This window comes from Proteus sp. G2300, assembly GCF_009915965.1.
Taxonomy (GTDB): Bacteria; Pseudomonadota; Gammaproteobacteria; order Enterobacterales; family Enterobacteriaceae; genus Proteus; species Proteus vulgaris.
Genome location: NZ_JAABNK010000002.1, coordinates 23,486 through 49,068, shown reverse-complemented (window position 1 = coordinate 49,068; position 25,583 = coordinate 23,486). Strand labels below are relative to the sequence as shown.

Here is a 25,583-nt window from a genome sequence, read left to right as displayed (position 1 = left end):
GGGAGAGTATCTGATGAGTAAGTTTCTCGATAGATTCCGCTATTTTAAACAGCTTGGCGATACCTTTTCAAAGGATCATGGCCAAGAATTAAATGTTAATCGTGACTGGGAAGATGGTTATCGCAGTCGTTGGCAACATGACAAAATTGTCCGTTCCACTCATGGTGTTAACTGTACAGGTTCATGTAGCTGGAAAATTTATGTCAAAAATGGGTTAGTTACATGGGAAACCCAACAAACGGATTACCCACGTACACGTCCGGATTTACCAGATCATGAGCCTCGTGGTTGCCCTCGTGGTGCAAGCTACTCATGGTATTTATACAGCGCAAACCGCGTTAAATATCCCATGGTGCGTAAACGCTTAATTAAATTATGGCGTGAAGCGAAAGCACAACACTGTGATCCTGTCGATGCTTGGGCTTCAATCATTAGCTCGCCAGAAAAAACTAAAAGCTATAAACAAGCGCGTGGTCGTGGTGGTTTTGTTCGCTCGTCATGGTCAGAAGTGAATGAAATCATTGCTGCTTCTAACGTGTTTACAGCAAAAGAGTTTGGCCCTGATCGTATTATCGGATTCTCGCCAATTCCGGCTATGTCGATGGTCTCATATGCTGCGGGTGCTCGTTATTTATCTCTGATTGGTGGCGCATGCTTAAGCTTCTACGATTGGTATTGCGATTTACCACCTGCATCGCCAATGACTTGGGGTGAGCAAACCGACGTTCCTGAATCAGCAGACTGGTATAACTCTTCTTACCTGATTGCATGGGGTTCTAACGTACCGCAAACACGTACTCCAGATGCCCATTTCTTTACAGAAGTTCGTTATAAAGGGACTAAAACCGTTGCGGTAACACCTGATTACGCTGAAATCGCGAAACTCTGTGATCAATGGCTAAATCCAAAACAGGGTACTGACAGCGCAATGGCAATGGCGATGGGACACGTTATTCTTAACGAATTCCACGTTAAACGCCAAACTGAATACTTTAGTAACTACGTGCGCACTTACACTGACATGCCAATGTTGGTGATGTTAGATAAACACGACTCAGGCAAGCTAGTTGCAGGTCGTATGTTGCGTGCTTCTGATTTAGTGAACAATCTGGATCAAGAGAAAAATCCAGAGTGGAAAACTGTTGCTATTGATGAAAAAACACAGCAATTGGTTGCTCCTCAAGGTTCGATGGGCTTTCGTTGGGAAGGTGCTGCTAAATGGAATCTTGAGCCTAAAGATGGTAAGAGTGGCGAAGAAGTCACGTTACAACTGGGGCTTTTAGAGAACCACGATGATGTTGTTGACGTTGCATTTCCTTATTTTGGTGGCATCAAAAGTGAATACTTTGAAGGTGTTGCCCTTGATGATGTGCTCGTTCATAAACTGCCTGCTAAGCGTATTACACTGGCGAATGGCGAAGAAAAATACGTTACAACCGTCTATGACTTGCTATTAGCAAACTACGGTATTGATCGTGGTTTAAATGATGAGAACTGCGCATCAAATTACGATGAAATAAAAGCGTACTCACCAGCATGGGCTGAAAAAGTCACGGGTGTAAGCCGTCAAGACATCACCCGTATTGCGCGTGAATTTGCGGATAACGCAGAAAAAACACATGGTCGTTCTATGGTGATTGTGGGAGCTGGTATTAACCACTGGTATCACATGGATATGACCTATCGTGGCATTATTAATATGCTGATTTTCTGTGGTTGTGTTGGTCAAAGTGGTGGGGGTTGGGCACATTATGTTGGACAAGAAAAATTACGTCCACAAACAGGTTGGTTGCCTTTAGCATTTGGTCTTGATTGGCAACGCCCACCTCGTCATATGAACAGTACATCGTTCTTTTATAATCACTCAAGTCAGTGGCGTTACGAAACCGTATCACCGACAGAGCTATTATCACCATTAGCGGATAAATCACGCTTTAGTGGTAGTTTGGTTGATATGAACGTGCGTTCAGAACGTATGGGATGGTTACCATCGGCGCCTCAATTAAATTTAAACCCTCTGTCTATTGCGAAAAAAGCCCAAGAGGCAGGCGTTAGTGCCGCTGATTACACCGTTAATGCATTGAAATCAGGTGAAATCCGTTTTGCTTCAGAGCAACCGGATAATCCACAAAACTTCCCACGTAATTTATTTATCTGGCGTTCTAACTTATTAGGTTCTGCGGGTAAAGGGCATGAATATTTACTGAAATACTTGCTGGGAACTGAAAACGGTTTACAAGGTAAAGACTTAGGTGAGCAAGGCCAAGTTAAGCCACAAGAAGTGGAATGGCAAGATAAAGGCGGTGAAGGTAAAGTTGATTTAGTGGTGACTTTAGACTTCCGTATGTCAAGTACCTGTCTCTTCTCCGATATCGTTTTACCAACCGCTACATGGTATGAGAAAGATGATATGAATACTTCGGATATGCATCCATTTATTCATCCATTAACTGCTGCGGTTGATCCTGCTTGGGAATCTAAAACAGACTGGGAAATCTATAAAGGTATCGCCAAAAGCTTCTCTAAATTGTGTGTTGGCCATTTAGGGGTTGAAACCGATTTAGTGACATTGCCTATTCAGCATGACTCCGCTGCTGAAATGGCTCAGCCTTTTGATGTGAAAGATTGGAAAAAAGGTGAATGTGACCTTATTCCGGGTAAAACAGCCCCACACCTTATTCCTGTTGAACGTGATTATCCAAATACTTATGCTCGCTTTACCTCACTTGGCCCTTTGATGGATAAATTGGGTAATGGCGGTAAAGGGATCAGTTGGAATACACAAGCAGAAGTCGATTTCCTGAAAAAACTTAATCGAGTTCGTCACGATGGCGCAGCAAAAGGGCGTCCAGCGATTGAAACGGCGATTGATGCAGCCGAAGTTATTCTTTCTTTAGCACCTGAAACTAACGGTCAAGTGGCTGTAAAAGCGTGGGATGCATTAAGTAAAGTGACAGGACGCGATCACACTCATTTAGCCAAAGTGAAAGAAGACGAGAAAATTCGTTTTCGCGATATTGTTGCTCAGCCTCGTAAGATTATCTCAAGCCCAACATGGTCTGGTCTTGAAGATGAACATGTCTCTTATAACGCCTGTTATACCAACGTTCACGAGATGATCCCTTGGCGTACATTAAGTGGTCGCCAGCAGTTGTATCAAGATCACGAGTGGATGCGTGCTTACGGTGAAAGCTTAGTGGTTTACCGTCCACCCATTGATACCAAGGCGATTGATGCGGTTAAAGGTAAAAAACCAAATGGTTTCCCTGAGAAAGCGCTGAACTTCCTAACTCCTCACCAAAAATGGGGTATTCACTCAACCTATAGCGATAACTTACTCATGTTAACGCTAGGTCGTGGTGGCCCCGTAGTGTGGCTGAGTGAAGATGATGCCAAAGAGATGGGTATTAGTGATAACGATTGGGTTGAAGCATACAACAGTAATGGTGCGTTAACGGCAAGAGCGATTGTCAGCCAACGTATTCCTGATGGCATGATTTATATGTATCACGCACAAGAGCGTCAAATAAACCTACCAGGCTCTGAAGTGACTGGAATGCGTGGTGGTATTCACAATTCTGTGACGCGTGTTTGCCCTAAACCAACACATATGATTGGTGGATACGCTCAATTAGCTTATAGCTTTAACTACTACGGTACGGTTGGCTCTAACCGTGATGAGTTTGTTGTGGTGCGTAAAATGAAACAGATTGATTGGCTTGATGGTGAAGGTGATGCTTATCAACAAACCCTGAATGGACAGGAGAAGGCATAATGAAAATTCGTTCACAAGTCGGTATGGTACTCAACCTCGACAAATGTATCGGTTGCCATACCTGTTCAGTAACCTGTAAAAACGTATGGACTAGCCGTGAAGGTGTTGAATACGCATGGTTCAATAACGTTGAAACCAAACCGGGTACAGGGTATCCACAAAATTGGGAAGACCAAGAAAAGTGGAAAGGTGGTTGGATCAAAAATATCAAAGGTCAATTAGTACCAAGAATGGGTAACCGTGTTGGTCTATTATCTAAAATTTTTGCCAACCCAGATGTGCCTGCATTGGACGATTACTATGAGCCATTTGATTATGACTACGAGCATTTAAAAAATGCACCAGAAGGCTCATTACCAACAGCACGTCCACGTTCGCTGATCACCGGTCAGCGTATGACTAAAATCGAGAGAGGCCCGAACTGGGAGGACGATTTAGGCGGTGAATTTAGCAAACGTGCAGCGGATAAAAACTTTGCAAATATGCAAAAAGAGATGTATGGACAGTTTGAAAATACATTTATGATGTATTTACCACGTTTATGTGAACACTGCTTAAATCCTGCTTGTGTGGCGACCTGCCCAAGTGGGGCGATTTATAAACGTGCTGAAGACGGTATTGTGCTTATCGACCAAGATAAATGCCGTGGATGGCGCATGTGTTTAACCGGATGTCCATACAAAAAAATCTACTTCAACTGGAAAAGCGGTAAGTCTGAAAAATGTATTTTCTGCTACCCACGTATTGAAGCCGGCCAGCCAACCCTGTGTTCAGAAACTTGTGTAGGTCGTATTCGTTATCTGGGTGTCATGCTGTATGACGCAGATAAAATCTCACAAGCTGCTAGTGCAGATAATGAAAAAGATTTATACCAAAGCCAGTTAGATATCTTCTTAGATCCCTTCGATCCTGAAGTGATTGCAGCAGCAGAAGAGCAAGGTATTCCATTAAGTGTAATTGATGCCGCACAGCGTTCACCTGTGTATAAAATGGCGGTGGATTGGAAGCTGGCATTACCATTGCATCCGGAATATCGCACCTTACCCATGGTTTGGTATGTACCACCTTTGTCGCCAATTCAATCTGCTGCTGATGCGGGTGTGTTACCGCATACAGGTGTTTTACCTGATGTAGAAAGTTTACGTATTCCAGTTCAGTATTTAGCTAACTTACTGACAGCTGGGGATACAGCACCTGTATTATTAGCATTAAAACGTATGCTCGCGATGCGTCATTACAAACGAGCTGAAACTGTAGAAGGAAAAACCGATCTTAGTGCATTAGAGCAAGTAGGGTTGACCGAAGCACAAGCACAAGAGATGTACCGTTATCTTGCTATTGCAAATTATGAAGATCGCTTTGTTATCCCATCAAGTCATCGTGAATTAGCAAGAGAAGCGTTCCCTGAACGTAGTGGTTGTGGTTTTAGCTTTGGCGATGGTTGTCATGGTAGTGATAGCAAATTTAACCTGTTTAATAGTCATCGCATTGATGCGATTGATATCACATCAAAAACACCTCAAGACGAACGCCGTTCAGAGGAGAAAATATGATGATCTCTCTGAAAGTGATTTCTCATCTTTTAGATTATCCCACACAAGAATTATGGGATAACCGTGGCGAACTTATCGATGCATTACAAGAAGCCGATGAGCTTCCTGTGACTCAAGTTGCAAAATTAATGGCATTTATTCACGCTTTAACGCAACAAGAGTTGTTAGATGCACAAGCCAATTACAGTGAGCTTTTTGATAGAGGTCGAGCACGGTCACTGTTGTTATTTGAACATGTTCATGGCGAATCTCGCGATCGTGGGCAGGCAATGGTTGATTTGCTAAATCAATATCAACAAGCGGGGATCACATTAAGTAGTCGTGAACTCCCTGACTATTTGCCGACTTACCTTGAGTATTTGACACTTTTACCTACAACAGAGTGTATTGAAGGGCTAAACAACATTGCCCCTATTTTGGCATTGTTAGGTGAGCGTTTAAAACAACGAGGCAGTGATTATCACGCTCTTTTTGATGTGTTGCTTTGCCTCTCACAAAGTGGATTAGAAGCATCACAACTAACAGCTCAAGTAGAAAAAGAGCCTTTAGATGATACACCTGCGGCGTTAGATGCGGTGTGGGAAGAAGAACAAGTGACGTTCCTTGGAGAAGGTACGCAATGTGGCAGTAGCAATATTAGCCAACATCAGCGTCGTTTTGCACAAGAAACGGCAGTTCAATATCTCAATGTGGGGAATTCGTTGGATACGGGAGCACAAAAATGAATTACATCAATATGTTATTTTTTGATATCTATCCCTATATTGCTGGTGCTGTATTTATTATCGGCAGCTGGTTACGTTACGACTATGGTCAATACACTTGGCGTGCTGGCTCTAGTCAGATGCTAGACAAGAAAAATATGCGATTAGCTTCTAACTTATTCCATGTTGGGATCATCGGTATTTTTGCCGGGCATTTTTTAGGTATGTTAACGCCACACTGGATGTATGAATCATTCTTGCCTATTGAATATAAACAAATTATGGCGATGGTGGGGGGGGGTACTTGTGGTGTGTTAATGCTAGTGGGCGGTGTGATGTTATTAAAACGCCGTTTAACTAATCCACGCGTAAGGGCCACATCTTCATTTGGTGACATCATGATTTTAACACTTCTGGTTATTCAAGTTGCGTTGGGTCTACTCACTATCCCATTCTCAGCCCAACATATGGATGGTAGTGAAATGATGAAGCTGGTGGCATGGGCACAATCTATTGTGACATTCCATGGTGGTGCTTCAGCAAATCTTGACGGTGTTGCATGGGTATTTAAGTTACATATCTTCTTGGGAATGACGATTTTCTTATTGTTCCCATTCTGCCGATTAGTTCATATTTGGAGCGTGCCAATTGAGTATTTAACCCGCCGCTATCAAATTGTTCGTAATCGTCATTAATGAATGTTCCATCTCCTGATAGTAAGTTAGAGACCTTTTAATTGCGCTTATCTCACCCCCGCCCGCGGGGGTTTTTTTCTCTTTTTCCTGCCGTAAAACATCAACAAATTTTTTGAATAGTTAAAGCAATAATCTTTAGATTCATTAAAAAAAGATTGCACTTATAATTATTTTCAACGAAACGAATGAATTTATCTTAAAAATAAAAAGTTAATTAAATATCGTGATATTTAATTAACTTTTAAGTTTCTGACATCAATTCTTTATTACTGATAAATAAACTTAAATAGAAATTCAAATGGTTCGGAGTATTGTCATATAAATTAGGTGCTATGATTTAATTGAGTCTTACCTCTATTATCCTATCGGAGATTATTATGAGCTTTAAATATCATCGTATTGATAAAAATAATGCTGCTGTTTTGTTGGTAGACCATCAAGCTGGATTACTCTCTTTAGTGAGAGATATAGAGCCAGATAAATTCAATAATAATGTATTAGCATTAGCCAATGCCGCTAAATACTTTAATTTACCTACCATTCTGACGACTTCCTTTGAAAATGGCCCTAATGGCCCTCTAATGCCTCAACTCGTTGAGATGTTCCCGGATGCTCCTTATATCGCCCGCCCAGGTCAAATCAACGCATGGGATAATGAAGATTTCGTAAAAGCAGTTAAAGCGACAGGTAAAAAACAACTGATTATTGCCGGTGTGGTTACTGAAGTGTGTGTCGCATTCCCTGCATTATCAGCACTTGAAGAAGGTTTTGAAGTGTTTGTTGTCACCGATGCTTCAGGCACTTTCAATGCGATTGCTCGTGACTCTGCGTGGGATAGAATGTCAAAAGCAGGAGCACAATTAATTAACTGGTTTGGTTTAGCTTGTGAGTTACACCGTGATTGGCGTAATGATGTTGAAGGATTAGGTGCGCTATTTGCTAACCATATTCCAGACTATCGTAATCTTATGACAAGCTATAATACTTTAACAAAAAAATAAGCGGTTAATTTAAGTTTTACCTAAAAATAAGGCTTATATTCTTTTTCGATAAAGTTAATTTAATAGAAGTTCATATTTATTAATTTATGAATATAAGCCTTTAATCCAAATGGAACAAAAAATGAAAAGCAAAATATTAAAAACCACTGCTATTGCGATGGCATTAAGTGTGGGTGTTGCACAGGCAGCTGAATATAAAGCAAGTAATGCAGAAGGTCCAATAAAAATAGTTAACTTAAAAGCGATGGAAGCACAAGTCCAAGCAAATATGGAAAAAGGCGCTTTTGGTTATATTCGTGGTGGCGCTGAAGACGAAAATAATTTGCGTTCAAATACGACCGCATTTGATAAAAAATATATTATGCCTCGTTCATTACAAGGTATCGAATTTTCTGACTTAGATTTAAAAACAGAATTTTTGGGTATTAAATTAGATACGCCTATTATTCAGGCACCGATGGCAGCTCAAGGGCTTGCACATCAACAAGGCGAAGTTGCCACAGCAAGAGGTATGGCGAAAGCCGGTTCGGTTTTCTCGTTAAGTACTTATGGGAATAAAACTATCAAGGAAGTGGCTGATGCTCAACCAGGTTATCCGTTCTTCTTCCAGCTCTATATGAGCAAAAATGATGCCTTTAACGAGTATATTTTATCTCAAGCAAAACAGTATGGCGCTAAAGGTATCATTATGACTATCGACTCTTCAGTGGGTGGTTATCGTGAAGATGACGTGAAAAATAATTTCCAATTCCCATTAGGTTTTGCCAACTTAGAAGCATTCGCAAAAATCAGTGATGACAAATCGAAAACAGGTAAAGGTGCGGGTATCAGTGAAATTTACGCACAAGCTAAACAAGCCTTCACACCCGCAGATATTCAGTATGTGAAAAAAATGTCTGGTTTGCCTGTGATTGTAAAAGGGATTGAATCACCTGAAGATGCAGATACTGCCATTAAAGCAGGTGCAGATGCTATTTGGGTTTCTAACCACGGTGGACGTCAATTAGACAGTGCGCCAGCCACTATTGATGTATTACCAGCAATAGCAAAAGTGGTAAATAAACGTGTTCCTATCGTGTTTGATAGTGGTGTACGTCGTGGCTCACATGTCTTTAAAGCATTAGCCAGTGGTGCAGATGTTGTCGCTGTTGGTCGCCCAATTCTTTATGGATTAAATTTAGGTGGTGCTGAAGGTGTTAATTCAGTTATCCAACATTTAAATAAAGAATTAAAAATTAATATGATGTTAGGTGGGGCGAAAACAGTAAAAGATATTCAAGCCACTCAACTTTATACTGATGCTAGTTTTAATCAATAATTAAAATATAGTTTATAAAATTTAAAACCGCACTTAATTTAAATATTAAGTGCGGTTTTATTTTTATATAAAAATAAATCTATAAATTATAGTGTCATTTTTTATATCACTATTTTTATAATGGATTATTAAATGGATAATAATGTTGGAAAGGATTTTGGTCTTATAGAAAGAAATGAAATAATAGGAAAAAACTATACAATTAGAGAAATAATTACTGTAAAGATAGCACCATCACATACTGTATATACAGATATAAATAACCAATCAACAAAATCAAAGTTTGGACATGCTTGGATTGAATTTAAAGGAGAGTCAATTGGTTGGGGAATGGGGGGATCTAAAATGGAAGGTGGTTCAGATAATTTAACATTTCATGATTCTAAAGGGTATGATCCCAATAAAGTGACAAGCGCTACATTACCTTAATATACCAATGAAATTATTGGTAGAATTAATAATGCAATATCAAAGATGAAGTCAGGTGATTATACCCATTTTGAGAGTAACTATAATCTATTTAATAATAATTGTATTGATTTTGTGAACTATATATTAGCGTTAACTGAAAATGGAGAACACAACCCAGATTATATTCTACAATTAATCAGTGATACACCAGATAAAATTATTGAAAAAATGCAAGAATATATTGATGAGCAGAAAGAAACTGAAACACCATTAGTTATTGGCATTAACAGATAATGGGATCTTCACATTACCTGATGATGAAGGTGTTTATTTCGATCATAATAATGATGGAGTAAATGAATCAACAGGTTGGATAGATGGTAATAGTGCATTTCTTGTATTTGATAAAAATGAAAATGGCGTTATAGATAATGGTAATGAATTATTTGGTAATAACACTTTTAATATATTAGGCGACTATGCAAAACACGGGTTTGATGCATTATCTCAGTATGATAACAATCAAGATAATAGAATTGATAATAATGATGTAATCTGGTCTTCTTTAAATTTATGGATAGATAAGAATATTAATGGAAAAACTGATATTGATGAATTATTTAACATAGAGTGTTTAGGTATAGAATCGATAGATTTAAATTATAAGAAAAAATGGTGTTATAGATGAAAGTGGTAATCAAATTTTATTAACTAGCACTGTTACATGGAGTAATGGATATCATACTGAAATTTCAGATATTGTATTTAACACTCATATTACTTCCCAACAAAACAATATCTTACCTAATAATGGTGACTTATGGCTATAAAAAAGAGATGGAATAAAATTATTTTTTTATTATAACACTTATATTTAGTGGAAAAATAATAGCTGATATTCTCGTTCCTGAAAAAGTGTATTCACATGAGCCCGATTTTCTAGCATCGTCCAACATAAAAATGCCAAATACAAAAGATGAATTTTATAGTTTAATAAAACTTGCTGATGATGGTAATAGTGAAGCTAATTGGATGGTTTCAGTTATTTATCAGCAAAGTGGTAATAATGTTGAAGCTGAAAAATATTACCAACGCTCTATTGATCGACAAGATGATTACATGGGGCCATCAGCTGTAAATTTAGGTTATATGTATGTATGATAAAAACAATAATATTAAAAAGGCAATGGAATTATTTCATCAAGCAGGTGATGCAGGTTATTATGGCGGTTATCAAGCAGTAGGTACTGAGTGTTTTTTAGGGCGTGATATACCGTTAGATTTTGAAAAAGCAAGATTTTATTATAAGAAGGCTGCAGAATTAGGATGTTATGAATGTTAATATTATATTGACAACTGGGATGAAGTTGTAAAGCTAAAAATGAAAGATTTAAAAATAGAAAAATAAAACAATATATATACTTATGATAATAAAAAACCCATGCTTGATATTGAGCATGGGGTTTTGTCTATTGGTTATTACGAAAATTTAATTTTGGGTTGATGGCATATCACCAAAACAGAGGTTATTTTGATTATTAATACCGCCATCTGGAGAGGAATAACCCAAGCAACCTAGCATCGAATCAAAAATATTATGATGATAGAACGTGCGCTCTGCATCTTGATTACGTTTTAGGTTATCAAATAATTGCTTATTTTCAGGCTCTGCTAAATAGCTATCTGACATCCAAACTAAGAAAGGCACTTTAAATTGTTCTGGTGGTGCAATTTCTTTTGGTGTTCCGTGTAAACCACCTTTCTCTGAAATAGATTCACCATGGTCGGAGGTATAAAACACAATGGCTTTTTTATCGCGTAATGTATCGAGTATGCCATCAATAAAATAGTCGGTATAAAGAATAGAGTTGTCATAAGCATTCACTAACTGCTCTTTGGTACACTCATCATCCACATTTAAACATTCAGGTTGATACTTTTTGAATGATTCTGGGTAACGCTGTGAATACATAAAGTGAGAGCCTTTAGTATGTAAAATCACTAAATGATTTCCCTTTGGATGCTGAGAAACCGTATTCGCCGTTTCAGCAATTAATAAGGTGTCATCAAGCTCTTTACCAAAGTTGCTATTTTTGGCTGTCATCATCTCTTTCATTGCGTAGTTATTTAAATCAAGTTTATTGTAAAACCACAACTCGCTTTGCATTGAGAACAACTCTGATGACATACCTAATTGGCTTAATACTGAAAAAATATTGTTCTCTTTTAATGTCCGCTGGTCGTTACTTTCTGTTCCGTTTTCTCGTACAAACATACATTTTAATGAAAGCTTTGTTGCGGTATCACAAGAAATACCTTTAAAGGCGACAAGGTTTTTTTCTTGGCTTAATAGCGGATTGGTTTGACGCTCATATCCTAATAAACCCATATGATCCCATCTTGCTGTTTCACCAATAATAAAGACGACATACACATCTTCATTAGCTTTTGAGGGCTGATAAGTGAAGTGATCGGCAGGATCAAAAATATTTTGGCTATTAAAGGTATCGTCATACTGCGTTATTGCATATTGGAATAATGGAATGATCCAGTTAGTGGGCAAATACGCATAACTTAAACCACCACTATAACTTGGTAAATCTAAGTTATTTTTGATTTCATAGGCTTTTTGCCTTGAATCGAGTGTTTTCAAATAGGCAAAAACAGCCAGCGCGATCACAAGCATTTTGGCCGTGTTTTTTATCCAGATTTTTTTCTTTTGTTGAGTCGTGAGATTTTTTTCTGGTTTCTTACATAGCCAAATAAGCGCTAAAGGTAAAATAGATAAGCCAATAATCCAAATAATCACATTTGGGCTGACCAGCTCTTTAGATAAATCGGTATCTGTGGTGAGTGTTGAAATGATAATACCGTATCCAATGACGACGTCATAAAAAGAAATATAGTAACTAGCACAGACACTGACGACGAGAATAAAAGAGGCAACTATTTTAAAAAAGAGAGAGCCGAAAAAAGAAATAAGTCGTAATAAGAAGAAGGTAAAAGCAATATTAACGGCAATTTCACCTAGAATATATAATGCATCAATGAGGGGGTTGTTTGTATTCTGTGTGCCGTATCGGCCAATGTAAACGGAAAGATTAAGAAAAAAACCAAGGTAGACTGCTAAAAAAAGGGCAATATTTTCTTTCGAAAACCTTAAAAACTTTAATTTTTGCATGTTCAATTATTATCAAAATGTATGGTGTAGAGGTCTTTATGACCGCGAAGTTGTTTTCAGGTTCAGTATTATGTGCTTTTTTTTATTGAAGTTTAAAAATTTTTTATTTGAATGACATTAATATCAAAATTATTAATTTTAAATAGTTTTAGTAGATAGAAATATTGGTAGAGATATTAGGAGATTGTCATCATTATATACGGTAAGACCTTGATAAAGGCAGATAAGAAGGCGTATTTGCTCAATTGTTATTTCTTATCAAATGAAAGATGTTCTTTCGCTATAAGTTCTTATGTATAACGTATATTGATGGAAACGAAAGTCGACATAAATATCGTCATTAGTGTCGAGCACTTCCTATTGTTTTAGTTTTCATTGTTTTCTTGCTCACTCAATGGTTTTTATTTTTCTTTATTTTTCATTGTCTTGAAGAAAAGTGAAAAAGCGTGCTTATTTGGCACACTCTCTGCATAGATAGAGGAGAGGATCAGGTAATAACCTGAACATTGATGAACACAGGAGCAATGTTGATGAAAAAAGTCATCACGGTCTGTCCGTATTGCGCCTCAGGATGCAAAATCTACCTGAAGGTGGAAAACGGTAAAATCATTGGCGCTGAAGGAGCCAATGGTTTAACAAACCAAGGTGAGCTGTGTCTGAAAGGGTATTATGGATGGGATTTTATCCATGATACTAAGATACTGACTCCACGTCTTAAAACACCAATGATCCGTCGTGAAAGAGGCGGAAAATTAGAATCGGTTTCTTGGGAAGAAGCGATTGAGTTTGCGAGTAGCAAACTGCTTGCTATCAAAGAGAAATACGGTGCTAAATCTATTATGACAACCGGTTCATCACGAGGTCCGGGTAACGAAGCTAACTTCGTTATGCAGAAATTTGCTCGTGCGGTTATCGGAAATAATAATATAGACTGCTGTGCTCGTGTCTGACACGGCCCTTCGGTTGCAGGTCTGCAGCGTTCGGTCGGTAATGGTGCTATGAGCAACTCAATCGTCGAGATTGAGGATACCAAATGTCTATTTGTCTTCGGTTATAACGCCGCAGACTCGCATCCTATTGTTGCTCGCCGTATTGTTAAGGCGAAAGAAAAGGGTGCCAAAATTATTGTATGTGACCCTCGTTACATCGAAACAGCACGTTTAGCCGATTTACACTTAGGCTTAAAAAATGGTTCTAACATTGCGCTATTAAATGCGATTGCACATGTGATTATTGAAGAAGGATTGCATGATAAATCCTTTATTGAAAATCACACTGAGCAATTTGAAGAATATTGCAAATTAGTTGAAAGCTACACACCTGAATCCGTTGAAGAAACGACAGGTTTAAGTGCTCAAATTATTCGTGAAGCTGCGCGTATGTACGCAAAAGCAGAAACAGCAACAATTCTTTGGGGAATGGGTGTTACTCAGTTCTACCAAGGCGTTGAAACTGTTCGTTCACTGACTAGCTTGGCATTATTAACCGGTAATTTAGGTAAAAAATATGTCGGTGTTGGCCCTGTTCGTGGTCAAAATAACGTACAAGGTGCGTGTGATATGGGTGCATTACCTAACACACTGCCGGGCTATCAATACGTTACTGACGAAAAAGCGCGTGAGAAATTTGCTAAATTCTGGGGCATTGAATCAATGCCTGATGAAGTGGGCTATGCGTTAAGTGAAGTGCCTCATAATATCGATCACGGCTTATTAAAAGCTCACTATGTAATGGGTGAAGATCCACTGCAAACTGAGCCTGATTTAGCAACAATCCGTAGAACGTTTGAAAAACTGGATCTACTGATAGTACAAGATATCTTTATGACCAAAACAGCGTCTATTGCTGACGTTATTTTCCCTGCAACATCATGGGGTGAGCATGAAGGTGTTTATACTGCAGCAGACCGTGGTTTCCAACGTTTCTATAAAGCGGTTGAACCTGTTGGTGATGTGAAAACAGACTGGCAAATCATCAGTCTGATGGCAACAGCAATGGGCTATCCAATGCATTACAACAATACCAAAGAAATTTGGGATGAGTTGCGTGAGTTATGCCCAATTTATTATGGTGCGACTTACGAAAAAATGGCGGATTTGGCTTATATTCAATGGCCTTGCCCAACAGAAGATAGCCCAGGTACACAATATCTGTACGAAGGTGGTAACTTTGATACCCCTAACGGTAAAGGTCAATTCTTTACTTGTGAGTGGGCACCACCAATTGACAAACTGTCTGATGAATTCCCAATGGTACTGGCAACAGTCCGTGAGGTTGGGCACTACTCTTGCCGTTCAATGACAGGTAACTGTAAAGCATTGGCAGCATTAGCAGATGAGCCAGGTTATGTTCAGTTAAATACTGAAGATGCCAAACAACTGGGTATTAAAGATCAAGAGTTAGTTTGGATACGCTCTCGTCAAGGTAAAGTAATTACGCGTGCTGCAGTCAGTGATAGACCGAATAAAGGCGCGGTATATATGACTTACCAATGGTGGATTGGTGCTTGTAACGAACTGGTTGCGGAAAACTTAAGCCCAATTACTAAAACACCTGAGTATAAATATTGTGCAGTATGTGTTGAGCCAATCAAGGAGCAGGCTCAGGCAGAACACTATGTGAAAACGGAATATAGCAATATTAAACGTCGTTTAAGAGAAGCTGCCGAGGGTTAATTTTATCTGATTAATATTGTTTTTCTGCCTTAAGACCGAGTTTATTGATTTTGTGTCAGTAAGCTCGGTTTTTTTATGATTTTTTATTGTCATCAGATCTTTTTTCTACAGCTTATCGTTAAAAACCTCTTTTTATCTGTCTGAATATTCACCATGAGTTGGCTCACAATAAAAAAAGTAACATGTTACTTTTAACGTAATCCGTTTCTAAATCAAGTGGATAAATTGCTTTTTATTTAATGCCAGCGCAGGATGCTGTTATGGAAATGAGTGTAAGAAAACAACAACGAGATACCGTATGAAAAAACTCATTAATGCCCTACAAGCGTTTGGTAAATCCTTATATGGGCCTGTCTTGATATTGCCTATTGTCGGTTTATATATCGCTTTAGGTAATGTTTTTGGCAATGGCAACCTTGCGGAATATATTCCGTTTTTAAATCACCCGATTATTCAAAGTATTGGGCAATTACTTGCAAAATCATCTGTTGCTATTTTAATCAATCTGGCACTGATCTTTGCTGTGGGTATTCCCGTTGGTTTAGCGAAAAAAGACAAAGGCTACGCTGGTTTAATTGGTTTAGTGGTGTTTGTTATTTTCACGAATGCCATGAATATTACGCTAACGCTACAAGGTAAACTGGTTAGCGTAGAAGAGATGCGAGCTGCTGGTCAAGGCATGGTATTAGGTGTCCAAGTCCTAGAAATGGGCGTATTTGCCGGTATTTTAACTGGGGCAATATCAGGGTGGCTTTATAATCGTTATTCAGGTCGTCAGTTTAACGGCATTATGGCTATCTACTCTGGTCACTGCTTTGTCGCCATTATTGCTATTCCATTCACCATTGCATTGGCTGTTTTAATGTGTGAAGTCTGGCCTTTTGCTCAGGCGGGTATTACTAAAATGGCGCTCGTTATTCATGATTCTGGTGCTTTTGGTGCGCTGATTTATGGATTCTTAGAACGTATTCTTATCCCAACGGGATTACATCATTTAGTCTATACCCCATTCTTGTATACCGAATTAGGTGGTGTTGCTGATGTTTGTGGCACAACTTACCAAGGTGCAAGAAATATCTACTTTGCTGAAATGGCGTGCCCGGAAGTTAAACAACTCAGTAGCACTGTGATTTGGGATGCGCGCGGTATTGCTAAAATGTTCGGCTTAACTGCCGCGGCTGCTGCCATGATCTCTGTGGCTAAAAAAGAGAAAAAGCAGATGGCCAAGGCAATTTTAATTCCTGCGGCTGCGACCTCTTTCTTACTTGGTGTAACAGAGCCTCTTGAGTTTTCCTTCCTATTTGTTGCCCCAGTTTTATTTTTAGTTCACGCCGTATTAACCGGTATTGGCATGATGTTGTTCTACCTATTAGGTGTTCATGCAATTGGTGCGAACGGTGTCATTGATTTCATTCTATATAACTTGCCGTTAGGCACTGAAAAATCAAATTGGCCTATGTATATCGTGGTGGGTTTGATTATGTCAGTTCTCTATTTCGTTATCTTTAGGACCTTGATTTTAAAACTCAATCTTAAAACACCAGGTCGTGAAGATGATGATGAAGAGACGCGTTTATATAGCAAAGAAGATTACAAGAAAAAAGCAGAATCAGTCACTGCCTCTGAACAAATTACTCAAAATATCAATGAATTAGGTGAGGAGATTATTGAAGGACTCGGTGGGCGTGACAATATTGAAGTGGTTGATAATTGTTATACCCGCTTAAGAGTTATTGTTAAAAATGTCGATGTAATTCATGAAGATCTACTGAAAAAAACCGGTGCTAAAGGCGTTGTTCGCCACGGTAATAATGTTCAAGTGGTTTATGGATTACATGTGAAAAAAATGCGTGAAGCGGTCGAAGCCGCACTTTAATAGGAGAAAGTAAGATGACTAAATCACCCTTTATCTTAAGTATTGCAGGCGGCGGAAGCACCTATACACCGGGAATTGTAAAAAGTTTAATGGTACGTTTAGAGGATTTTCCACTGAGTGAAATTCGTTTATACGACATTGATAAAGAGCGCCAAGATACCATTGCACCCGTGGTTGAAAAAGTGATCCGTGATCATAGCGATACCATTAAATTTACGGTGACGACAGATCCGGAAACTGCATTTGATGGCGCTCATTTTGTGTTTGCTCAAATGCGTGTGGGTCAATATAAAATGCGTGAACAGGATGAAAAGATCCCATTACGTCATGGTGTTGTAGGGCAAGAAACCTGTGGGCCTGGCGGACTTGCTTACGGTTTACGCACCATTTTACCTATGGTTGAGCTAATTGATTTAGTTGAGGAGTATGCTTCACCTAAAGCATGGATTGTAAACTATTCAAACCCAGCCGCGATCGTTGCTGAAGGTGTACGTCGTTTACGCCCTAATGCTCGTGTATTGAATATCTGTGATATGCCTGTTGCAGCGATGCGTAATATGGCAGCCGTATTAAACGTTGATCGCCATGATTTAGATGTGGACTACTTTGGTCTAAATCACTTTGGTTGGTTCACTTCTGTGCGCGTAAAAGGTGAAGAAAAACTGCCTGAATTACGTGAACATATCGCTAAATTCGGTCTTTTAACCGAAGATGCAGCTCAAACTGATCCACAACACTCAGATCCATCATGGGTGAAAACATGGCGTCATATTCAGCCATTAATGGAAGCATTCCCTGAATATATTCCAAACCCATATTTGCAGTATTACTTGATGCCAAATTATATCGTTGAGCATCAAGATCCAGATTACACCCGTGCAAATGAAGTAATGGATGGTCGTGAAAAACGCTTGTTTGAAGTAGCGCGTGAATACAAAGAGACCGGTATTTTACCTGATGCATTCCATGTCGGTGTTCATGGTGCCTTTATTGTTGATGTTGCTTGCTCTTTAGCTTTTGATTTACGTCAGCGCCACTTGGTGATTGTTGAAAATAAAGGTGCGATTGCTGATTTACCTTATGATGCGATGGTCGAAGTACCGGCTTATATCACGTCTCACGGCCCTGAACCTATTCGTGTTGGTGACATTCCGCGTTTCCATCGTACTTTGTTAGAGCAACAATTGGCATCAGAACAATTATTGGTGGAAGCAACACTTGAAGGTAGCTATGAAAAAGCATTAGAGGCGTTCACACTGAATAAAACAGTGCCAAGTGTGATCCACGCGAAGAAGATCCTTGATGATATGATCGAAGCAAATCGAGAATATTGGCCTGAATTACATAAAGTTTATGTAAATGGTAAGCGTGTTTGATCTCAACACTTGCTGTTAATGAGTAATTGAATAAAAATGCTGTTCTATCACCAGAACAGCATTTTCCTTTTATGTTGGTAAGGACGATGTATCAATTAAGGTAACCGGTATGTCGGCACGATTATCATCTTTACTCTCAAGAGCAACAGAATTAACACGCGCAGAATATCGTATTCTCTCTTATTTAATTGATAACCCAACACAAGTTGGAAAACTTACGATCAGAGCGCTAGCACAAGCCAATTTTGTTTCGACAACGACCATTATGCGACTTTGCCAGAAATTAGGTTTTTCTGGTTATAGTGAGTTGGTTTATTACTGCAAACAATTGTTATCCACGGCTGAAAAATCTCATCAATTGAAAAGTGATGAAAACGAGGTAACAGAGCCTCTTTTTGATCAGTTTTTGGCGAATTATTTAAAAACCTTCACGTTAATTTCAGATGAGAAAAGACACGCTTTTGTTGATTTAATTAATAGCAAGAATTCATTTTTTATTTATGGGGCAGGGTTTTCTCATATATTTTCAGAATATATCAGTAAGCGATTACAGCTGATTGGTAAGGATGCATTTCTCTCAGGATTGAGCGACAGTAAGAATATCTTTATTAATAATGCTTCACGCTATACCGTTTTTATTGCGATATCTCGTAGTGGAGAGACTGAACAAGTGGTTGAAAAGGCGAGAATAGCAAAAAGTATTGGTATGAAGATTGTTGCATTTACTCGCGCAAGTGCCAATCCGTTGGCTGAACTTGCTGATATTCATTTTCCCATTTATGACGATGCAGTGAATTATCATTGTGATACTATCGAAAGCTCGTCCTTTGAATCAAACCTTGTCTTGATTATTGATTTGTTACTTAGCCGAACTCAACGGTTTTAATTTATGTAATAACGATTTATGACTAAGCAACTGACTGATTTAAATAAAGCGTTAAGGGTAAATCAGGGTGTGCATTCATTGAGTCGAATTTATGCGATGGGTGAGAATCAATCGTTGGATAACGAGATAATAAAACCATAAAATCTTGGTAAGCCTGATTTTTATTGTCATGAGTAAAAATAGGTGTACCACTATGATTTAATTCATTATCTGCAATTAATAGAACATCAAGATATTGCGCATTATTGTGTTCATAAAGCACATTTTCAGGGTTAATTTCTTGCCAAGGTGTTCCTATGGCTTCTTGTGGTGAATGAACACGTAAAGCACCAGTATTATCCTTCACATTATGCTTATTCATCATAACAATCATGGTGTGGTCAACTCCATCCTTATGCACTCCTTCAATTGAAAGTTCGCTTAAAGAGTCCGGTTGAGCAATTAATCTTAAATGAAAAACAGTTGATATTGATTTTGGCGATTGTTGATCTGTTAAGTGACGAGGAGTAAATGTATTACCTTGAATTAATAACATCTTTAATTTTAATAAGGCTTGATAGGCGGTATTGCTCTGCCAGCGATCATCGAGTGCTCTAAAATGCCTTTGTGCACCACTGTCTTCACGAATAAAGCCATCTTCTTCAGTGAGAACAAAAGGTTGATACTCTAATCTGGAGATTGTTTCTAAGTCATTATCAAAAAGGTAGCGACCTGTTCTGGAATAACGAAAAGAAAGAGTAGGATCTTGAGCTAAATAATCACCATATTCCATCAGTGTATTAATATCTTTCTCTTCAGCACCTAATTGTTTTATTAAATCGATAACTAAAATTTTGGGAATAAAGAGATATTTATTATTTTTATATTCTTTTTTCATTTCACTAATTTTATTTATAAGCAGGCTATTCATATATAATATGCTCCATTGATGGTTTATATTATTAATAATTAATTAGAGGAATAAATAATAAAGTATAATCAACTAGATTATAGATAGAGATTAATAAGTTTCAAATATATGAAAAAAGAGAGAGTGTAATTAATTTATTACACTCTCTCTTAATAATTTTAAAAGGAATTATTTCTGAATTAAAGTATTTCTGGAATTGAAATACCTAAGCGTTGCATGCGCGATAGTAGCGTTGTTCGTTTTAATCCTAATTTTAAAGCCGCACCTCTGGCTCCTGCAACAACGCCATTGGTTTCTCTTAATGCTTGAATGATCCTTTCTCGCTCCTCATCATCACTTTCTGGTGCATTAGTCTGCATGCGCCTTTCAATGGATGAAGGTTGAGTTAGTGCCTGTTTCAAACGAGAGGGCTTACTAATATGAAGCTCTTTTAATTGAAGGTTTAATGTTGAACCTCTGGTTAAAATAACAGCTCGTTCAATAATATTTTCTAGTTCACGGACATTACCAGGCCATGGATAAAGCGTTAGTTGTTCCAATGCGTTAGCAGGAATACAATCTATTTTTCTATCCATTCTCCGCGCAATTTTTTGTGTAAAATGTTTAACCAAAAGTGGAATATCTTCTGGTCGTTCTCTTAGTGGTGGAATAATAATAGGAAAAACATTAAGACGATAATAAAGATCTTCTCTAAATTCACCTTCATCTGTTAATTCATGAAGATCTTTATTGGTTGCTGCAATCAACCTAACATCAACAGGAATAACTTTATTACCACCTAATCTTTCTATCTCTCGTTCTTGAAGAACGCGAAGCAGTTTAGGTTGTAATTCAATTGGCATATCACCAATTTCATCAAGAAATAGCGTGCTTTTATCCGCCATTTCAAATCGACCAATATGCGTATTGGTTGCGCCAGTAAATGCACCTTTATCATGACCAAAAAGATCACTTTCTAATAGACCAGAAGGCACAGCAGCACAATTCATTTTTATCATCGATTTATCTTTTCGCTGACTAAGTCGATGAATAGCGCGTGCAATTAATTCTTTACCTGTTCCTGTTTCACCTAAAATAAGCACAGTACTATCACTTTGTGCGACTAATTCAATTTGTTCGAGCACATTATGCATAGCATCGCTTTGGTAAATAATCTCACTAAAGCATCCATTTTTATCTATTTGCTCATTAAGCCAAATATTCTCATTCTTTAAACTGTCTTTTAGATGCGTTATTTCTTCATATGCGGCTGCGTTTTCAATAGCGATACCAATACGGGCTGCAATTTGTTGTAGCAATTGGCAAGTATCGTCGGTAAAAACATGACTGATTTCATGTGCTAAAATTAATAAACCAAGCGGTTTATGATTAAAAGCCAGTGGCAATAACAAAGCCGTCTGCATATTTTGCTTAACTAGACGCTTAATCAAAACATCCTCTTGATCTTCTTTATTAATATCAATTAAGACGGGTTTATTTTGATTAATAATTTCTTCTGCTTTGTTATTCGCGCTACTAAACTTACGTTGTTGGCGGATGACTGATTTTCCAGTCTGATAACGGCTAGAATAAAGAATACCCTCATGACTATTATGTGATGAGGTACGGCATAACATTAGACTAATGTGGTTTAGTCCAAAAAAACGATGTATTTCTTTAGAGACTTCAGAAATAAGACCATCCATGTCTAAATGAGCTAATACAGAATTTGTAATATCAACCAATATTCGATATTGGTTGCGCTCATTACGAAGGCTCTCCATAGTTTCAGCGTTGTTACTGCTTAATTTCATGACACCACCGATTGCCCTAAAAAATTAGCTATATTGTAGTAGGTTTATAATAAATTTATATCAATGACTGAATCATTTTTGATCCAACCCGCTATTTTTGTATCTGCAATGAAACTTAAAAATATAAACTCATTAAATGGATATATAGTTAATTATATAGCGCTTTCATTTATCGTCAAAAATGTCGAATAATTTGACGAAGTGACTTATTTATTAATCAATAATCATTTTTATTTAAAAATTATTTAATTGAAAAATAAGGAATAGTTATATCAAAAATATATTGGCATGAACCGTGCTAGATTCATTCTATAAATACCTAATTATGACTCTTAATTAGAATAACTCGTTGCATTTATCGCCATATATAACGGCTATATATAACAAAGATCAGGAGAATATGATGAACCGTTTCATCATTGCAGACCCTAAAAAATGTATTGGTTGCCATACTTGTGAGGTAGCTTGTGTGGTTTCACATCAGCAAGCCGAGCAAGATAACTTAGCCATTGAGCAGATTAGTGAGCAAAATTTTCAACCGCGAATTCATGTGGTTAAAGGATTCTCAATTAGTACAGCAGTTGTCTGTCACCAATGTGAAGATGCCCCTTGTGCAAATGTGTGCCCGAATGGTGCCATTATTCATAATAAAGATTATTACTATGTCGATCAGGATAAATGCATCGGCTGTAAAACCTGTGTGTTGGCTTGCCCTTATGGCACTATGGAGGTGGTTTCACGTCCAGTCATGCGCAAATTAACTGCGCTTAATACTATTGATGCATTTAAGGCTGAAGCTAATAAATGTGATTTATGCCATCACCGAGAAGCGGGGCCTGCATGTATTGAAGTTTGTCCAACGCATGCTTTAGTGTGCATTGATAGAGATGCACTTGAAGACATGGTGAAAGAGCGTCGTCGTAAAGCAGCTTTTGAAACCGGTGCTGAATTGTTGTTCTAAGATCAATAATAAAGCAACTATGTGCTGATACTATAGTTGCTATTATTTATCCTGCTTCAATAAGGTATCGACATGCATGAAATCACACTTTGCCAAAGTGCATTTGAGATAATAGATTCTCAGGCAAAATTAAATAATGCAAAAAAAGTAAAAAGTGTATGGATGGAAATTGGCGCATTATCTTGTGTTGAAGTGAGTGCGCTTGAGTTTTGTTTTGATATTGTTTGTAGAGACACTATTGCACAAGGCTGTGAATTACATATAGAAGTTATTCCTGCAAAAGCGTGGTGCTGGGATTGCCATCAAGTCGTGACAGTTTCAACATTTAACGCAGGGTGCCCTTCTTGTGGTAGCCAAAATTTGCGTGTTGAGAATGATGATGCAATGCGAATAAAGCAAATAGAGATCGAATAGGGGTTGTTATGTGTCTTGGTATTCCAGGTCAGGTTGTTGAAGTAGGAAAAACAATCACTGAAAATGCAATGGTCGATGTTTGTGGTGTAAAACGTGAAGTGAATATTGCACTAGTCTGTGAGGGAGAGCCTCATACGATGATTGGAAAGTGGGTATTAGTGCATGTAGGCTTTGCCATGAGTATCGTCAATGAAGAAGAAGCAAAAGAGACGCTGGATGCCTTGATGGCAATGGGAGAAGTGGAGGATGATGTCTCTGCTTTTCTTTATGGTGAAGAGGGCGCACCTAAAAAAAATTGAGTTAATTTTATGCTATTGCATGATTAATTTCTTTTTCTTATACTTAAACTTCATCTTTTTAAAAGCTGGGACGACCCAGCTTTTTGTCTTTGTATTCAGGGGACGACCCCAATTTATCTATAGGGGACGTTATGTCTTGGGTTATTCTTTTTGTTGCGGGTTTATTGGAAATCGTTTGGGCCGTTGGCCTTAAATACACGCACGGTTTTACACGCTTAACACCGAGTATTATCACTATTAGCGCTATGATTGTGAGCATGGGAATGTTGTCTTATGCCATGAAAGGCTTACCTGCGGGCACGGCTTATGCGATTTGGACGGGTATTGGTGCAGTGGGTACCGCAATCTTTGGTATTTTGGTCTTTGGTGAGTCCGCGAATATCTATCGTTTACTCAGTTTAGCTATGATTATTTTCGGTATTATTGGGCTGAAATTAGCGAGTTGATTGTAATCAGTTTTTTAAAAGCCCCCAATGTGGTGTTTAGCTTTGGGGGAAGTTAGCGGTTTTGATTTTTTTCCTAATCAATTTTGTAGGATATTTTTAGCTTCCCTTATTTCCTTTTTGCAGAATAAAAAATGTAATCACCTAACTTTTTTGTTTCTGATTTTTTGATCTAAGTGTTTCAATGAGTGGTGCGGAAATTAAAACCTTACGTGCTAAATTTGGAATGTCACAAGCCGTTCTTGCGCGAGCTTTAGGTATGTCGAAAGAGAGTGTTTCTAAGTGGGAGCGAGGTAAAAAAAAACCTAGTGGACCCGCACAGAGGATGTTGCGTATTTTGGAACGCCAAGGCCCTGAGATTTTAATAGTTTGATGAAGAGATAACAATTGGTTGTCTAATCCTTTCTTATTTATGAATTTTGTTTACTGTGAACTATAAATCCAACAAAAAGAATAAATATTGACGGTTAACCAGTAGCGAAATATTTCCACAAAAAAAGCCACTCAATTGAGTGGCTTTTTATCTTACGTATTAATCAATTATAGTGTAAATACACCAATGATAGCGAGAACACTGATAATAGCAGCACCACCATAAAATACCCATTTGCTTGCAGGTACATGCACTTTAAAATCATGCAAAGTATGGTGAATACGGTGTAATGCACACCAAACTGGCAGAATGATCATCAATAGTAAGAACAGACGGCCAATGATGCTTTGGCTAAATGCCATAATACGTTCATAAGTAAATGCTTCTGGCGCAATACCCATAGGGATTAGGATACCGAGCAGGATGATGATTGCTGGAGAAACAATCGCACTCCACATACCACCTGCACCAAACAATCCCCAGAAAATAGGTTCATCAGAGCGCTTAGGAAGTTGATTCTGATTCATTATTTCCTCCTGGGTTACATTAACGCCACTGCCAGAATAGCGGCAGTAACAACGATAGTGACAGCCCAAAAACCACGAACAATAGGTTCTTGAGGCATTTTTTCATCTTTAACAACGATAACCACAGCTTTTGGTGCAAGTTTAAACCAAGTTGCAGTGTGGAATACTGTCGCAATAAGAGTCACAATATTAATCAGCATTACAATTGGATTGCTCAGGAATCCAACGAAACCTGCCCAACTTTCTGGTCCATTTTTCAGTGCGAATACACCAAACAGTACAACCAGACTGAACCAAAGTTGTGGAAGACAAGTACCTTCACGGGTGATATAGAAACGATAGAAACCGAGTTTCGTCCACCAGTTTGGTTGCATACCACGAACATAAGGCTTACGTTTTGTTGTCATGTCTT

At 38.2% G+C, this 25,583-nt stretch carries 25 protein-coding genes; 20 read left to right on the top strand and 5 right to left on the bottom strand.

Going from position 1 to position 25,583, the window contains the following annotated elements:
• Window positions 1-13: 13 nt before the first annotated feature.
• The 11 genes from GWI97_RS00295 to GWI97_RS00245 all read left to right on the top strand — a co-directional run bounded on the left by GWI97_RS00295 (window position 14) and on the right by GWI97_RS00245 (window position 10,799).
• Window positions 14-3,775: a nitrate reductase subunit alpha gene (locus tag GWI97_RS00295; protein WP_036933171.1), complete on the top strand. Its 3,762-nt coding sequence runs from the start codon at window positions 14-16 to the stop codon at window positions 3,773-3,775.
• Entirely contained in the window at window positions 3,775-5,328 is a 1,554-nt protein-coding gene (gene narH, locus GWI97_RS00290) for a nitrate reductase subunit beta (protein WP_036933170.1), read from the top strand. Before GWI97_RS00295 ends, narH begins: the two co-directional genes overlap by 1 nt.
• On the top strand, window positions 5,328-6,053 hold the full coding sequence (gene narJ, locus GWI97_RS00285; RefSeq protein ID WP_036938705.1) for a nitrate reductase molybdenum cofactor assembly chaperone: 726 nt from the start codon (window positions 5,328-5,330) through the stop codon (window positions 6,051-6,053). Before narH ends, narJ begins: the two co-directional genes overlap by 1 nt.
• Window positions 6,050-6,727, top strand: a complete 678-nt coding sequence (gene narI / locus GWI97_RS00280; RefSeq protein ID WP_036933169.1) for a respiratory nitrate reductase subunit gamma — start codon at window positions 6,050-6,052, stop codon at window positions 6,725-6,727. Before narJ ends, narI begins: the two co-directional genes overlap by 4 nt.
• A 377-nt stretch (window positions 6,728-7,104) precedes the next feature.
• Window positions 7,105-7,728 (top strand): isochorismate family cysteine hydrolase YcaC, encoded by a 624-nt coding sequence (ycaC, locus tag GWI97_RS00275; RefSeq protein ID WP_036933168.1) that lies wholly within the window; start codon window positions 7,105-7,107, stop codon window positions 7,726-7,728.
• Between the two features lie 121 nt (window positions 7,729-7,849).
• Window positions 7,850-9,046 (top strand): lactate oxidase, encoded by a 1,197-nt coding sequence (locus GWI97_RS00270; RefSeq protein WP_036933167.1) that lies wholly within the window; start codon window positions 7,850-7,852, stop codon window positions 9,044-9,046.
• Between the two features lie 132 nt (window positions 9,047-9,178).
• Entirely contained in the window at window positions 9,179-9,475 is a 297-nt protein-coding gene (locus tag GWI97_RS00265) for a hypothetical protein (RefSeq protein ID WP_115370493.1), read from the top strand.
• 114 nt (window positions 9,476-9,589) lie between these two features.
• Complete coding sequence (locus GWI97_RS00260; RefSeq protein WP_161751797.1) at window positions 9,590-9,751, top strand: hypothetical protein; 162 nt, start codon at window positions 9,590-9,592, stop codon at window positions 9,749-9,751.
• Window positions 9,735-10,145, top strand: coding sequence for a hypothetical protein (locus GWI97_RS00255; protein ID WP_052038413.1), 411 nt, complete (start codon window positions 9,735-9,737; stop codon window positions 10,143-10,145). The genes GWI97_RS00260 and GWI97_RS00255 overlap by 17 nt, the downstream gene beginning before the upstream one ends.
• A gap of 272 nt (window positions 10,146-10,417) precedes the next feature.
• Window positions 10,418-10,618: a hypothetical protein gene (locus tag GWI97_RS00250; protein ID WP_161751796.1), complete on the top strand. Its 201-nt coding sequence runs from the start codon at window positions 10,418-10,420 to the stop codon at window positions 10,616-10,618.
• A complete protein-coding gene (locus tag GWI97_RS00245) occupies window positions 10,611-10,799 on the top strand; it encodes an SEL1-like repeat protein (protein ID WP_161751795.1) in 189 nt (62 codons plus the stop codon). Before GWI97_RS00250 ends, GWI97_RS00245 begins: the two co-directional genes overlap by 8 nt.
• Window positions 10,800-10,946: 147 nt before the next feature.
• On the opposite strand, the gene eptB is transcribed toward GWI97_RS00245, so the two are convergent.
• A complete protein-coding gene (gene eptB, locus GWI97_RS00240) occupies window positions 10,947-12,638 on the bottom strand; it encodes a kdo(2)-lipid A phosphoethanolamine 7''-transferase (RefSeq protein WP_036933164.1) in 1,692 nt (563 codons plus the stop codon).
• Between the two features lie 530 nt (window positions 12,639-13,168).
• Between eptB and fdhF the strand changes: the two genes are divergently transcribed.
• The 4 genes from fdhF (at window position 13,169) to GWI97_RS00220 (ending at window position 19,451) form a co-directional block, all read left to right on the top strand.
• Complete coding sequence (fdhF, locus tag GWI97_RS00235) at window positions 13,169-15,313, top strand: formate dehydrogenase subunit alpha (protein ID WP_082239423.1); 2,145 nt, start codon at window positions 13,169-13,171, stop codon at window positions 15,311-15,313.
• Between the two features lie 298 nt (window positions 15,314-15,611).
• Window positions 15,612-17,189 (top strand): PTS transporter subunit EIIC, encoded by a 1,578-nt coding sequence (locus tag GWI97_RS00230; RefSeq protein WP_103004991.1) that lies wholly within the window; start codon window positions 15,612-15,614, stop codon window positions 17,187-17,189.
• A 14-nt stretch (window positions 17,190-17,203) separates the two neighbouring features.
• Complete coding sequence (locus tag GWI97_RS00225; RefSeq protein WP_161751794.1) at window positions 17,204-18,565, top strand: 6-phospho-alpha-glucosidase; 1,362 nt, start codon at window positions 17,204-17,206, stop codon at window positions 18,563-18,565.
• Between the two features lie 109 nt (window positions 18,566-18,674).
• Window positions 18,675-19,451: a MurR/RpiR family transcriptional regulator gene (locus tag GWI97_RS00220; RefSeq protein WP_036933160.1), complete on the top strand. Its 777-nt coding sequence runs from the start codon at window positions 18,675-18,677 to the stop codon at window positions 19,449-19,451.
• A 22-nt stretch (window positions 19,452-19,473) separates the two neighbouring features.
• On the opposite strand, the gene GWI97_RS00215 is transcribed toward GWI97_RS00220, so the two are convergent.
• Complete coding sequence (locus GWI97_RS00215) at window positions 19,474-20,361, bottom strand: 2OG-Fe dioxygenase family protein (RefSeq protein WP_161751793.1); 888 nt, start codon at window positions 20,359-20,361, stop codon at window positions 19,474-19,476.
• Between the two features lie 179 nt (window positions 20,362-20,540).
• Window positions 20,541-22,154 (bottom strand): sigma 54-interacting transcriptional regulator, encoded by a 1,614-nt coding sequence (locus GWI97_RS00210; protein ID WP_052038411.1) that lies wholly within the window; start codon window positions 22,152-22,154, stop codon window positions 20,541-20,543.
• Between the two features lie 403 nt (window positions 22,155-22,557).
• Between GWI97_RS00210 and hydN the strand changes: the two genes are divergently transcribed.
• The 5 genes from hydN to GWI97_RS00185 all read left to right on the top strand — a co-directional run bounded on the left by hydN (window position 22,558) and on the right by GWI97_RS00185 (window position 24,644).
• Window positions 22,558-23,115: an electron transport protein HydN gene (hydN, locus tag GWI97_RS00205; RefSeq protein WP_036933158.1), complete on the top strand. Its 558-nt coding sequence runs from the start codon at window positions 22,558-22,560 to the stop codon at window positions 23,113-23,115.
• A gap of 72 nt (window positions 23,116-23,187) precedes the next feature.
• Window positions 23,188-23,529 carry a hydrogenase maturation nickel metallochaperone HypA gene (gene hypA, locus GWI97_RS00200; RefSeq protein ID WP_036933157.1) on the top strand — a complete coding sequence of 114 codons (342 nt, stop codon included), beginning with the start codon at window positions 23,188-23,190 and terminating at the stop codon, window positions 23,527-23,529.
• An 8-nt stretch (window positions 23,530-23,537) separates the two neighbouring features.
• Window positions 23,538-23,828 carry a hydrogenase maturation factor HybG gene (hybG, locus tag GWI97_RS00195; RefSeq protein WP_036933156.1) on the top strand — a complete coding sequence of 97 codons (291 nt, stop codon included), beginning with the start codon at window positions 23,538-23,540 and terminating at the stop codon, window positions 23,826-23,828.
• A gap of 131 nt (window positions 23,829-23,959) precedes the next feature.
• On the top strand, window positions 23,960-24,274 hold the full coding sequence (gene sugE, locus GWI97_RS00190) for a quaternary ammonium compound efflux SMR transporter SugE (RefSeq protein ID WP_036933155.1): 315 nt from the start codon (window positions 23,960-23,962) through the stop codon (window positions 24,272-24,274).
• 181 nt (window positions 24,275-24,455) lie between these two features.
• A complete protein-coding gene (locus GWI97_RS00185; RefSeq protein WP_161750037.1) occupies window positions 24,456-24,644 on the top strand; it encodes a helix-turn-helix domain-containing protein in 189 nt (62 codons plus the stop codon).
• Window positions 24,645-24,811: 167 nt separating this feature from the next.
• Here the strand turns inward: GWI97_RS00185 and frdD are convergent, their stop codons facing one another.
• Together frdD and frdC are read right to left on the bottom strand one after the other, a co-directional pair.
• Complete coding sequence (frdD, locus tag GWI97_RS00180; RefSeq protein ID WP_023583699.1) at window positions 24,812-25,171, bottom strand: fumarate reductase subunit FrdD; 360 nt, start codon at window positions 25,169-25,171, stop codon at window positions 24,812-24,814.
• Window positions 25,172-25,185: 14 nt separating this feature from the next.
• Window positions 25,186-25,578: a fumarate reductase subunit FrdC gene (gene frdC, locus GWI97_RS00175; protein ID WP_036933153.1), complete on the bottom strand. Its 393-nt coding sequence runs from the start codon at window positions 25,576-25,578 to the stop codon at window positions 25,186-25,188.
• Between the last annotated feature and the right edge of the window lie 5 nt (window positions 25,579-25,583).

Excerpts from the sequence above, each read along its gene's own strand:
- GWI97_RS00295 (WP_036933171.1), top strand. The coding sequence starts at position 14 with ATGAGTAAGTTTCTCGATAGATTCCGCTATTTTAAACAGCTTGGCGAT.
- narH (WP_036933170.1), top strand. The coding sequence starts at position 3,775 with ATGAAAATTCGTTCACAAGTCGGTATGGTACTCAACCTCGACAAATGT.
- narJ (WP_036938705.1), top strand. The coding sequence starts at position 5,328 with ATGATCTCTCTGAAAGTGATTTCTCATCTTTTAGATTATCCCACACAA.
- narI (WP_036933169.1), top strand. The coding sequence starts at position 6,050 with ATGAATTACATCAATATGTTATTTTTTGATATCTATCCCTATATTGCT.
- ycaC (WP_036933168.1), top strand. The coding sequence starts at position 7,105 with ATGAGCTTTAAATATCATCGTATTGATAAAAATAATGCTGCTGTTTTG.
- GWI97_RS00270 (WP_036933167.1), top strand. The coding sequence starts at position 7,850 with ATGAAAAGCAAAATATTAAAAACCACTGCTATTGCGATGGCATTAAGT.
- GWI97_RS00265 (WP_115370493.1), top strand. The coding sequence starts at position 9,179 with ATGGATAATAATGTTGGAAAGGATTTTGGTCTTATAGAAAGAAATGAA.
- GWI97_RS00250 (WP_161751796.1), top strand. The coding sequence starts at position 10,418 with ATGCCAAATACAAAAGATGAATTTTATAGTTTAATAAAACTTGCTGAT.
- GWI97_RS00245 (WP_161751795.1), top strand. The coding sequence starts at position 10,611 with ATGTATGATAAAAACAATAATATTAAAAAGGCAATGGAATTATTTCAT.
- eptB (WP_036933164.1), bottom strand. The coding sequence starts at position 12,638 with ATGCAAAAATTAAAGTTTTTAAGGTTTTCGAAAGAAAATATTGCCCTT.
- GWI97_RS00230 (WP_103004991.1), top strand. The coding sequence starts at position 15,612 with ATGAAAAAACTCATTAATGCCCTACAAGCGTTTGGTAAATCCTTATAT.
- GWI97_RS00225 (WP_161751794.1), top strand. The coding sequence starts at position 17,204 with ATGACTAAATCACCCTTTATCTTAAGTATTGCAGGCGGCGGAAGCACC.
- GWI97_RS00220 (WP_036933160.1), top strand. The coding sequence starts at position 18,675 with ATGTCGGCACGATTATCATCTTTACTCTCAAGAGCAACAGAATTAACA.
- GWI97_RS00215 (WP_161751793.1), bottom strand. The coding sequence starts at position 20,361 with ATGAATAGCCTGCTTATAAATAAAATTAGTGAAATGAAAAAAGAATAT.
- GWI97_RS00210 (WP_052038411.1), bottom strand. The coding sequence starts at position 22,154 with ATGAAATTAAGCAGTAACAACGCTGAAACTATGGAGAGCCTTCGTAAT.
- hydN (WP_036933158.1), top strand. The coding sequence starts at position 22,558 with ATGAACCGTTTCATCATTGCAGACCCTAAAAAATGTATTGGTTGCCAT.
- hypA (WP_036933157.1), top strand. The coding sequence starts at position 23,188 with ATGCATGAAATCACACTTTGCCAAAGTGCATTTGAGATAATAGATTCT.
- hybG (WP_036933156.1), top strand. The coding sequence starts at position 23,538 with ATGTGTCTTGGTATTCCAGGTCAGGTTGTTGAAGTAGGAAAAACAATC.
- sugE (WP_036933155.1), top strand. The coding sequence starts at position 23,960 with ATGTCTTGGGTTATTCTTTTTGTTGCGGGTTTATTGGAAATCGTTTGG.
- GWI97_RS00185 (WP_161750037.1), top strand. The coding sequence starts at position 24,456 with ATGAGTGGTGCGGAAATTAAAACCTTACGTGCTAAATTTGGAATGTCA.
- frdD (WP_023583699.1), bottom strand. The coding sequence starts at position 25,171 with ATGAATCAGAATCAACTTCCTAAGCGCTCTGATGAACCTATTTTCTGG.
- frdC (WP_036933153.1), bottom strand. The coding sequence starts at position 25,578 with ATGACAACAAAACGTAAGCCTTATGTTCGTGGTATGCAACCAAACTGG.